A 9,824-nucleotide genomic window follows, 5' to 3' on the forward strand; every position below is an offset into this window, starting at 1 on the left:
ACGGATACCTCAGGAGGTGACGTGACCGAGACGATGACCGAGCCCGAGAAGGTTCAACGGCGCAGCGTGCTGCGCGGCGCCGGCGGCGCGGTCGCCGCGTGCGTGGTGATGCTCTTCCTCGTCGTGCTGGGGTCGCAGATCTTCTTCCAGCTTCAGGGATATCCCGGCTCCGGCTGGGGCGCCGTCGCCCTGCACGCCCTCGCCGCCGCGATCGCCGTTGCGCTGCAACGAATCGCCGACCGCCGCCGCGGCGTCGTCTCCGCCCTGGCCTCGCTGGCCGTCGTGGCCACCGCCGCCGTGACGTTATGGCTCTTCTGGTGGTCCTAACCCGGTTTTGCGGTTCGGAAGGGGGCTTTCCTCCACTCCGAGTGGAGGAATGACGCCTTCCGAACCTGACTTGGGGTCAGAGAGCGTCGGCGAGCCAGGCGCGCCAGGTGGGGAGGACGGTGCCGAGCAGGGCCTCGGGGTTCTCGGTGTTGGGGGAGTGCTTGGCCCCGGTCACCACGGCGAAGTCGGCGTCGAGGCGGTCGGCCATGTCGCGCTGCGAGGCCACCGACCACGCGTCGTCCTGCTCGCCGCAGATGACCAGGGCCGAGGCGCCGGCGGTGCGTAGGGCGGCGGCCAGCTTGGTCACCAGGTCCGGCTCGTAGCGCAGGCCGTCGGCCATGCCCAGCAGGCCGGCGGGAGTGGAGCGCAGGAAGCGCTTGCGCTTGAACTCCTTCAACTCCACGGGCGTGTCGGTCCAGCCCGGGTCCTCGGCCGCGCGCGACTCCAGAACCTGGTGCGCGGCCTCCACGCCGTGCTCACGCAGGATCGCCTCGCCGGAGTCCAGGGCGCTGCGGCGGTCACCCGGGGGCAGCTCGGCCGGGCCGGAATCCATCAGCGTCAACCCGGTCACGGGCGCGTGGGCCAGCACCGCGGCCCGCACCACCAGACCGCCGTAGGAGTGGCCGAGCAGCAGCACCCGACGCCCGTCGGCGACGATCTTGGCCACCAGGTCGGCCAGCACCGTGCCCAGTGCCGACGGCCGGTACGCCGACTCCTGGTCCGGCCCCGGCGACTCGTACTGGCCGGGCAGGTCGATGGCCAGCACCTCGATGCCGGCGTCAGCGATCGGGTCGATCAGCGGCGCGAAGTCCTCCTTGGACCCGGTGTAGCCGGGCACCAGCAGCGCCGTCGCGCCCAGGTCCGCGCCGACGGCGGGAGCCCGCAGCGCGGCGATCGGGCCGTAGCGGCCGGGCAGGTCCACCCGGCCGGCGCGGTTGGGGGTCAGCGGGGACGGTGACGCGCTCATGGCTGGAGTCTGCCGCACCGCCGCCCGCGACGTGTAGTACCGGATCAGCGCATCGCCGCGAGCGTGTCGCCCCGCTGCTCCACCAGCACATCGCCCAGCGTGGCCAGCCGCACCTGACCCTGGTAGCCCTTGCGGTCCACCTTCACGTCGGGGGCTCGATTGCCGTTGGCCGGGTCCACAACGGCCAGTCCGCCCGGAACGGGCACCAGCACCCGGTCCGCGTACACGGTGCCGGGGCCGAACGAGCCGTCGACGGTCCACAGAGGATCAAGGGTGGAGGCGGACAGCGCGATGGTTTTGGTGCCGGTGAACCAGGTGACCAGGCGAGCCCCGACCGAGTTGGTGACCGACCAGCTGTTGGGCTCGCAGGCGCCGGCCTGGTCGGGCGTCTGCACGCAGGTCATCGCCACCATCGGCTGCACCAGCGAGTTCGGGGTGGCCGACAGGTCGACGCCGTCCAGCGGCACCGTCTCCACCTGGGAGCCGGTGTTGTTCCAGATCACCAGCCGGCTCGGGTTGGGCAGCGCGATCGCCTCACGCTGGTCGGTCAGCGCCACGATGCGGCCGCCGTCGCCGGGGACCTGCACGCTGAACAGCACGTTCGGCTTCTCGCCGTCGCCCTCGGTGCCGCCCGGGCGCAGCACGGTGAACCGGTTGTACTGCTCGTCCGGGCAGCGCTCGATCACGCCGAGCAGGTTGGGCCCGGCCAGCTCGGAGCTGTACACGCAGTTCAGCCGGGGCTGCTTGTCGTGGTTGACCTGCGCGGTCACGGTGCCGTACTGCTGGGTCTGCACCAGGTCGGAGCGCCAGGTGTCGATCACCCGGGTGCCGCTGGTGGAGATGTAGGTGCCGTCGCCCATGAGCTGGGTGTTCAGCTCGGCGTCGCCGTTGCGCTGCGCGGCCCGCTTGCCGGTGGTGCCTTCGAGCTCGGTGACCTCGGAGCAGTTGTGCGTCTTGTGATAGACGGCCAGCGCCTTGCCCCAGGCCGCCGTCACCGTGCAGAGGTCGAGATTGCCGCGGTCGTAGCTCCACCGCGTCGCCCCGGTCACCGGGTCATGCCCGGTCACGATGTGCTTGTCGCCCGTGACCACGGTCGGGCCGACGATCACCGGGTCCGGTGTCGCGCCGCTGCGGGCCTGCCACAGCTGCGTGAACTCGGCCGGCACCTTGGCCGGCTTCGGCGGCACGGTGAAGTTGGTGTCGGAGCTGGTGACCGACGCCGTGGCGGCCGCGTCGCTGTTGCGCCACCAGACGGTGGCCACAGCGGCGACGACCAGCACGATCAGCACGACCACGGCGTAGTCGCGCTTGCGTCGGAACCGCGTGCGCGGACCCGCGGGCGCCGGGGGTGGGACGTGCTCGGCGGACTCGTCGAGCACGTCCTCCTCGACCTCGGCGGCCACGGGTGCGCTCTGCTCGGGGCTCTCCACGGGCCTTAGTCTGCCGAACGCTCCGTGTCGCCCGTGTTGGCCTGGTCGCCGGCGGCCATATCGGCCCCCGTGCGACGCCGACGGCGCACCCGGCGGGGCCGGTCCGACTTGGCGGCGTCGTCGCCGCTGCTGGCCTGCGACTCCTCCGCCGGCGCGGCCTCGCCCTGCGAGACGCCACCGCGGGTGCGGGTGCGGCTCCGCTTGCGGCGCGGCTTGGACTCGCTCTCCTCGCCGTCATCGCTGGGCTGGCTCTGGCCGGCCGGACGCGACGATGTGGTGGCCGCGGACGAGCCGGTGCGGCCGGTGCGGCCGGTGCGGCGGTTACGCGACTTCTTGCCGCCGGACAGGTCCTCCTCGACCTCGGCCGCCAGCCCGGCGCGGGTGCGCTGGCTCGCCGGCAGCCGGCCGGTCGTGTCGGTGGCGATGTCCAGGTCGGTGAACAGGTGGTCGGAGGTGGAGTACGTCTCCACCGCCTCCGGAATGTTCAGGCCCAGCGCGTCGGAGATGCCCTTCCAGCGCGTTTCCTCGTCCCAGTCGACCAGCGTGATGGCCACGCCCTCGCGGCCGGCCCGGCCGGTGCGGCCGATCCGGTGCACGTAGGTCTTCTCGTCCTCGGGGCACTGGTAGTTGATGACGTGCGTCACACCTTCGACGTCGATGCCGCGGGCGGCGACGTCGGTGGCGACCAGCACGTCCACCTTGCCGGCGCGGAACGCGCGCAGCGCCTGCTCGCGGGCGCCCTGGCCCAGGTCGCCGTGCACGGCCGCGCTGGCGAAACCGCGCTCGACCAGGTCGTCGGAGATCTTCTGGGCCGTGCGCTTGGTCTTGGTGAAGATCATCGTCAGGCCGCGGTCACGGGCCTGCAGCGCGCGAGCGATCAGCTCGGCCTTGTCCAGCGAGTGCGCCCGGTAGACGAACTGCTTGGTGCGCTCGTGGATCGCGCCGGCGTCGTTCTCCTCGGCCCGGATGTGCGTGGGCTGGTTGAGGAACGTGCGGGCCAGCTTGATGATCGGGCCGGGCATGGTCGCCGAGAACAGCATGGTCTGCCGCTCGTCGGGCACCATCCGCAGGATGCGCTCGATATCGGGCAGGAAGCCCAGGTCGAGCATCTCGTCGGCCTCGTCGAGCACCAGGTTGCGGACCTTGCCCAGCACCAGGTGGCGCTGCTCGGCCAGGTCCAGCAGGCGGCCGGGCGTGCCGACGACCACGTCGACGCCCTTGCGCAGGGACGCGATCTGCGGCTCGTACGGGCGACCGCCGTAGATGGCCTCGACCCGCACGCCGAGGTACTTGCCGGCGTCGGTGATGTCGTGCGTGACCTGCAGGCACAGCTCGCGGGTCGGCACCACGACCAGCGCCTGCGGCACGCCGTCGGCCGGCGTGACGATGCGCTGCAGCAGCGGCACGCCGAAGCCGAGGGTCTTGCCGGTGCCGGTGCGCGCCTGGCCGATGACATCGTCACCGGCGAGCGCGATCGGCAGCGTCAGCTCCTGGATCGCGAACGTGCGTTCGATACCGGCCTCGGCCAGCGCGCGCACGATCTCCTCGCGCACACCGAGCTCGGTGAATGTCGGCGCCTCGGTGCGCACGGGGGCGCCGGCGGTGAGCGGATGGGACGTGTCGACCTCGGGCAGGCCCGCTTCGCTGTGCTCCAGCGTCACCGGGTCGAGCCGGGTGTTGTTGCTGACGGTCAGAGTGATCGCCTCTCTCGTACCAGCGCGCACCGGCCTGGCTTGGCCGCTCGACCACGGCCGGGACGTTGTGTCTCGCCCGGCGGGCCGCGGGAGCGACGACGAGGTTGTCGTGCGCGCACCCTGTTCCGCACGGCGGCTCAAACGGCCGCCCTGCTCGTTCAACCCGGGCTCAGCGGTGGGACTCGTGGGCTCCGCCCAGGTCGCGCCGCCGCCATTACCAGGCGTCAGCCCGGGAGTCTACCTGCCCGGACGTGGTTTTGGCTCGTCCGGCGGCGGCTACGCTCTGCGGACATGAGCGAGGCGGACGAGGTTCTGGCTGACGGCGTCGCGGATCTGTTGGGGGTGTTGGCATACGGCGAGCTCTCGGCGTTCGACCGACTCGCCGAGGATGCCCGCAGCGCGCCCACGCTGGCGGGGCGGGCGGCGCTGTCCAGCATGGCGGCCGCCGAGATCGGCCACTACCAGCTGCTCGAGCGGTACCTGGGGGAGCACGGCGTGGCCGTGGAGGACGCGATGGCGCCCTTCGCGAAGGCCTTCGACGCCTTCAACGCCTCCACCGCGCCGCGGACGTGGCACGAATCACTGGTGAAGGCCTACGTCGGCGACGGCCTGGCCGCCGACTTCTACCGGGAGGTCGCCGGCTGGCTGGACGAGCCGACCCAGAAGCTGGTGCTGGAGGTGCTGGCCGACACCGGGCACTCGGCCTTCGCCGAGCGCGAGGTCAAGGCCGCCTGCGAGGACGACCGCAAGGTCCGCGACCGCCTCACCCTGTGGGGCCGCCGCCTGCTGGGCGAGGCCCTGACCCAGGCCCAGTACGTGGCCGCCGAGCGGGACGCGCTGGCCGAGCTGATCATCCGCGGCTCCGGCGACCTGACCGGCATCGGCGCCCTGTTCAAGCGCCTCCAGCAGTCCCACACCAAGCGCATGTCCGCCCTCGGCCTCGGCTGACACCCCCGCTTCAATGCCACATGTGGCCCACATTCGACTCCTGAGGCCACATGTGCGCCACATGTGGCGGAAGGTGGGGGTGTTCGCCACCGGCTGAGGGTCGGTGGCGGCCCGTTGTCGTCCGCTCTACTAGCCTGGTCGACGAGAGCATGTTCCAGACCGGAGGTCAGCGTGGAGATCAAGATCGGCGTCGTCGAGAGCGCACGGGAGCTCCTCGTCAACAGCGACCTGTCGCCGGACGAGGTCGAGGCGCTCGTCGCCGACGCGTTCGCGGGCAAGCAGTCCGTGCTGACGCTGGTCGACGACAAGGGCCGCCGCTTTGTCGTCCCGTCGACGCGGATCTCCTACGTCGAGATCGGCGCGTCCGACGCGCGCAAGGTCGGCTTCGCCTAGGTCGACCGCCGAGGCCGGCACCAGCCAACGGCCCGGTCGGCAGCTGCCGACCGGGCCGTTGTCGTGTGCTCAGTCGTGCGCCGGCGCCGTCTCCACCGCGAACGGCGGCCGGGACGTGCCGGTGACCCGGTAGCGCTGCCACGGGTCCGGATCGGACAGCAGCGCCTTGGCCTCGCCCTCGGGCGTGCGCAGCAGCAACTCCTTGCGGCCGCCCTCGACCAGGTCGGTGACCGTCTGGTCGGCGTCGAGCCGGCCGTACCAGTGGTACCGGCCGTCGATCGGCTGGAAGTAGCCGCGCAGCACCGCGCGCACCGTCACCTCGCGGTCGCCGGCCACGAGCACGGCGTCCCCGGTGTAGCCCTCATCCCCGTGCTCGTCGGTCATCCCCGGTCTCTCCCTGTGTCTTGGCCGGCGGCGTCTTGCCCGGCACGAGCCGCAGCGGCGGGTTGGCCTCCAGGCTCAGCGGCGTCTGCGGGTCGATGGTGATGCCGCCGGAGCGCAGCAGGCCGTCCACCGCGAACCAGATGATCTTCGTCAGGTAGTCGCTCAGGCCCTGCCTGGTCATGGACTGCCGCTCCAGCCACCAGTCGCCGGCGCTCTGCACCATGCCCACCGCCGCGTGCGCCCACGGCTCGGCGCCGCCGGAGTCCATGTCGAACGCCCGCAGGTAGTCGCCGAGCAGGCGGGCCAACGTGTTGGCGATGATCCGCTTGTCCTCGGTGGCGATGTCCGTCTCGACCGGCTTGTCGGTGAACGAGCGCCGCACGACGAAGTGGTAGAGCTCCGGGAACTCCTCGATGGTGGCCAGATAGGAGTCCACCGCGCGGTAGATCCGCTCGTACGGCGTGCCGTCGTCGACCAGGGCCGGCTTGAGCCGGTTCATCAGCAGGTCGGTGCCGCGCTGGCCGACCGCGAGATACAGGTCGGACTTGTCGGCGAAGTGCCGGTACAGCACGGGTTTGGTCACGCCGGCCTCGGCCGCGATCTCGTCCATGCCGACCTCGGGGCCGTGCTTGGTCAGGGCCCGGATGGTGGCGTCGACGAACTCCTCGCGCCTGGCCTCGCGGTGCGCCCGCCACCGCTCTCGGCGTGCGTCCCCGCCGTCCGGCGACCTCTTGACAGCTCGACCCATGTGACCCACGCTACCAGAGTTACCGTTACTTCCGGTAACACTAATCCGACTGGACCGAGCGGAGGAGCGATGGCTCGATCGTTGAAGGTCGCCGACCGGGAGAAGACCGCCGAACGGCTGCTCAACTCCTCGGCCGACAAGTTCTACGACCCCGAGGTGGACATCGACTGGGCGGCGCCGCTGGCCGAGGACAAGTACTTCCTCCCGCAGCACCGCAGTTCGCTGTATGGCACCGCGCTGTGGGACGGCCTGACCGTGCCGCAGCGCATCGAACTCACCAAGCACGAGGTGGCCAGTGTGGCCAGCGTCGGCCTGTGGTTCGAGGTGCTGCTGATGCAGATGCTGGTCAAAGCCGTCTACAACGCGGACCCCACCACGCGGCACGCACAGTACGCCCTCACCGAGGTCGCTGACGAGTGTCGACACTCGACGATGTTCGCCCGCATGGTCGAGCGCATCGGCTGCCCCGCCTACGGGCCGCGGCGCCACGTGCACCGGCTGGGCAAGCTGCTGCCGGTCATCGGCTACGGGCCGGCGATGTACGGCTCCATCCTCGTCGCCGAGGAGGTGCTGGACCGCATGCAGCGCGAGGCCATGCAGGACGAGTCGGTGCAGCCGCTGGTCCGCATGGTCAACCGGATCCACGTGCTGGAGGAGGCGCGGCACGTCCGGTTCGCCCGGGAGGAGGTCGTTCGGGGCATGGCGGGCATGGGGCGCACCGAGTTGGCGTACCAGCGCGAACTCACCGCCCTGGTCGGCTTTTTCATCTGCCGCAGCATCATCAACCCGCGGGTGTACGCCTCCGTCGGCATCGATCCGAAGGTCGGCGCCGAGGCCGCGCTGAACAACCCGCAGTACCGGGACACCATCGAGTGGGCCGGTGAGCGGATCATGAGCTTCCTCGGCGAGGTGGGTCTCGTCGGTCACCCGGGGATGTCGTTGTGGCGCAAGTCGTTCCTCGTTCGGTGACGCCGTGGGACACGGCCGCCCGCGGCCGGTTCGTCACCTCGGACGGCACCGCGTTGCACGTGGTCGACGAGGGGCCGGGGGACGCTTTGGCGACCGTGGTCCTGGTGCACGCCTGGACTCTGGACCACACGTCGTGGGACCGCGTCGCGTCGACGCTGTCTCGGACCGTCCGGGTGCTGCGCTTCGACCATCGTGGGCACGGCGGTTCGGCGCCCGCTCCCTTCGGCACGGCCACCATCGCGCAGTTGGCCGACGACCTGGCGGAGTTGATCGCCGACCGGGTTCCCACCGGTCCCGTCGTGCTGGCCGGGCATTCCATCGGCGGCATGACCATGATGGCCCTGGCCGAACGAAACCCGGACCTGGTTGCGTCTCGTGTGACCGGGGCCGCTTTCGTGGCGACGTCTTCCGGCGGCTTGAACGCATTGACGCTGGGCCTGCCGGCGCCGGTCGCCCGGGTCGTCATGCGCGGCGAACGTGCCGTGAACGCCAGACTGGCTCGGGTCGAGCACCGGGCGCTGTTGGCCAAGCCCCGGCTGGCCGAACCCGGCCTGCGCTGGCTCCTGTTCGGTCGGCATCCCCGACGTGAGGACGTCGCCTCGGCCGCCGAGCAGGTCGCCCGCGTGCATCCCGCGTCCATGGTCGGCCTCCGGGCTTCCCTCGGCGACCACGACCGCCGCGCCGCGCTGGCCGTTTTCCGTGACATCCCAACGCTTGTGCTCGCCGGCGGCGCCGACCGTCTCACGCCCGTCGGACATTCCCGTGTGATAGCGGGGGAACTGCCCTCGTCCGAGCTCGTGATCTATCCCGGCGCCGGGCACATGCTCCCGCTCGAACGCAGTCTCGAAGTGACCGCCAGGATCGGAGGACTCGCATGATCGCCGACCGGGAACGCACCGCCGAGCGCCTGCTCAAGTCGTCGGCCGACCGGTCCTACGACCCCGACGTCGACATCGACTGGGACGCCGACCTCGCGCCCGACAAGTACTTCCTGCCCGCGCACCGCTGTTCCCTCTACGGAACCCCTTTGTGGGACGGGCTATCCGTCGAGCAGCGCATCGAGCTCACCAAGCACGAGCTGGCCAGCATCGCCAGCGTCGGCATCTGGTTCGAGGTCATCCTCATGGAGCTGCTCGTCCGCCACGCCTACAACGCCGATCCCCTGACGCGGCACACCCAGTACGCCCTCACCGAGGTCGCCGACGAGTGCCGCCACTCCGTGATGTTCGCCCGTCTCATCGAGAAGGTCGGCTGCCCCGCCTACGGCCCCGGCCACACCGCCCTGCGCCTCGGCCGCATCTTCAAGGACATCGCCTTCGGCCCCTCCATGTTCGCCGGCATCCTCGTCGCCGAGGAGATCACGGACGCCCTCCAGCGCGAGTCCATGAACGACCCCTCCGTGCAGCCGCTGGTCCGCATGGTCAACCGCATCCACGTCATCGAGGAGGCCCGCCACGTCCGCTACGCCCGCGAGGAGGTCCTCCGCGGCACTCCCGGCCTGTCGCGGGCGGCGCTGGCCTACCACCGCTTCATGCTCGCCCGGACCGCGTACATCGTCACCCGGTCCCTGATCCATCCCCGGGTGTACCGCTCCGTCGGGCTCGATCCGTACGAGGCGCGCCGGGTGGCGTGGGCCAATCCCCACTACCAGGAGACGTTGCGCTGGGCCGGCTCCAAGCTGGTGTCGTTCCTCGACGAGAACACCCTCATCGACGGCCCCAGCCGCAAGCTCTGGCAGGCCGTCCACCTGGTCTGACCGGCCCTTTCCCGGTTATCCACACCCCGGGCATCTATCCACAGCCCCATCCTTTCCAAGATCGCCATCGGGTTCGCGGCGGTAGAATGGAGCTGGGTGCGCCCCCTTGGGATGGTGGTTTCTAGGGGTCGTTGCAACACCTGAGTGATCAGGAGACGCAACGATGACCAGACGACACCGTGACCGGATCCCCGAGGGCATGACCCGG

General features: G+C 70.8%; 11 protein-coding genes. 6 read left to right on the top strand and 5 right to left on the bottom strand.

From position 1 onward, the window contains the following. Window positions 1–21 precede the first annotated feature (21 nt). Entirely contained in the window at window positions 22–327 is a 306-nt protein-coding gene (locus AB0M73_RS41025) for a hypothetical protein (RefSeq protein ID WP_363903408.1), read from the top strand. 76 nt (window positions 328–403) lie between these two features. Here the strand turns inward: AB0M73_RS41025 and AB0M73_RS41030 are convergent, their stop codons facing one another. From AB0M73_RS41030 to AB0M73_RS41040, 3 genes are read right to left on the bottom strand one after another with little or no spacing between them, the layout of a single operon-like run. Next, window positions 404–1,294: an alpha/beta fold hydrolase gene (locus AB0M73_RS41030; RefSeq protein WP_363903411.1), complete on the bottom strand. Its 891-nt coding sequence runs from the start codon at window positions 1,292–1,294 to the stop codon at window positions 404–406. Between the two features lie 44 nt (window positions 1,295–1,338). Further along, window positions 1,339–2,724 (bottom strand): hypothetical protein, encoded by a 1,386-nt coding sequence (locus AB0M73_RS41035; protein ID WP_363903414.1) that lies wholly within the window; start codon window positions 2,722–2,724, stop codon window positions 1,339–1,341. A gap of 5 nt (window positions 2,725–2,729) precedes the next feature. Then, window positions 2,730–4,385, bottom strand: coding sequence for a DEAD/DEAH box helicase (locus tag AB0M73_RS41040; RefSeq protein ID WP_363903441.1), 1,656 nt, complete (start codon window positions 4,383–4,385; stop codon window positions 2,730–2,732). A 324-nt stretch (window positions 4,386–4,709) separates the two neighbouring features. Between AB0M73_RS41040 and AB0M73_RS41045 the strand changes: the two genes are divergently transcribed. After that, window positions 4,710–5,366 carry a ferritin-like fold-containing protein gene (locus AB0M73_RS41045; RefSeq protein WP_363903417.1) on the top strand — a complete coding sequence of 219 codons (657 nt, stop codon included), beginning with the start codon at window positions 4,710–4,712 and terminating at the stop codon, window positions 5,364–5,366. A gap of 171 nt (window positions 5,367–5,537) precedes the next feature. Beyond that, on the top strand, window positions 5,538–5,759 hold the full coding sequence (locus tag AB0M73_RS41050; RefSeq protein WP_363903420.1) for a DUF3107 domain-containing protein: 222 nt from the start codon (window positions 5,538–5,540) through the stop codon (window positions 5,757–5,759). Window positions 5,760–5,828: 69 nt separating this feature from the next. Here the strand turns inward: AB0M73_RS41050 and AB0M73_RS41055 are convergent, their stop codons facing one another. Next, on the bottom strand, window positions 5,829–6,143 hold the full coding sequence (locus AB0M73_RS41055) for a DUF4873 domain-containing protein (RefSeq protein ID WP_363903423.1): 315 nt from the start codon (window positions 6,141–6,143) through the stop codon (window positions 5,829–5,831). Then, complete coding sequence (locus tag AB0M73_RS41060; RefSeq protein WP_198047265.1) at window positions 6,121–6,891, bottom strand: TetR/AcrR family transcriptional regulator; 771 nt, start codon at window positions 6,889–6,891, stop codon at window positions 6,121–6,123. The genes AB0M73_RS41055 and AB0M73_RS41060 overlap by 23 nt, the downstream gene beginning before the upstream one ends. A 69-nt stretch (window positions 6,892–6,960) precedes the next feature. Here AB0M73_RS41060 and AB0M73_RS41065 point away from each other — a divergent pair, with 69 nt between their 5' ends. From AB0M73_RS41065 to AB0M73_RS41075, 3 genes are read left to right on the top strand one after another with little or no spacing between them, the layout of a single operon-like run. Further along, entirely contained in the window at window positions 6,961–7,860 is a 900-nt protein-coding gene (locus tag AB0M73_RS41065; protein ID WP_363903426.1) for a diiron oxygenase, read from the top strand. Continuing rightward, window positions 7,833–8,738: an alpha/beta fold hydrolase gene (locus AB0M73_RS41070; RefSeq protein WP_363903429.1), complete on the top strand. Its 906-nt coding sequence runs from the start codon at window positions 7,833–7,835 to the stop codon at window positions 8,736–8,738. Before AB0M73_RS41065 ends, AB0M73_RS41070 begins: the two co-directional genes overlap by 28 nt. Then, window positions 8,735–9,616: a diiron oxygenase gene (locus AB0M73_RS41075; RefSeq protein WP_363903432.1), complete on the top strand. Its 882-nt coding sequence runs from the start codon at window positions 8,735–8,737 to the stop codon at window positions 9,614–9,616. The genes AB0M73_RS41070 and AB0M73_RS41075 overlap by 4 nt, the downstream gene beginning before the upstream one ends. The last annotated feature ends 208 nt before the right edge of the window (window positions 9,617–9,824 follow it).

This window comes from Kutzneria sp. NPDC051319, from assembly GCF_040682195.1.
Taxonomy (GTDB): Bacteria; Actinomycetota; Actinomycetes; order Mycobacteriales; family Pseudonocardiaceae; genus Kutzneria.

Coding starts and splice junctions, on each gene's coding strand:
- AB0M73_RS41030 (WP_363903411.1), bottom strand. CDS start 1,294: ATGAGCGCGTCACCGTCCCCGCTGACCCCCAACCGCGCCGGCCGGGTG.
- AB0M73_RS41045 (WP_363903417.1), top strand. CDS start 4,710: ATGAGCGAGGCGGACGAGGTTCTGGCTGACGGCGTCGCGGATCTGTTG.
- AB0M73_RS41055 (WP_363903423.1), bottom strand. CDS start 6,143: ATGACCGACGAGCACGGGGATGAGGGCTACACCGGGGACGCCGTGCTC.
- AB0M73_RS41060 (WP_198047265.1), bottom strand. CDS start 6,891: ATGGGTCGAGCTGTCAAGAGGTCGCCGGACGGCGGGGACGCACGCCGA.
- AB0M73_RS41065 (WP_363903426.1), top strand. CDS start 6,961: ATGGCTCGATCGTTGAAGGTCGCCGACCGGGAGAAGACCGCCGAACGG.
- AB0M73_RS41075 (WP_363903432.1), top strand. CDS start 8,735: ATGATCGCCGACCGGGAACGCACCGCCGAGCGCCTGCTCAAGTCGTCG.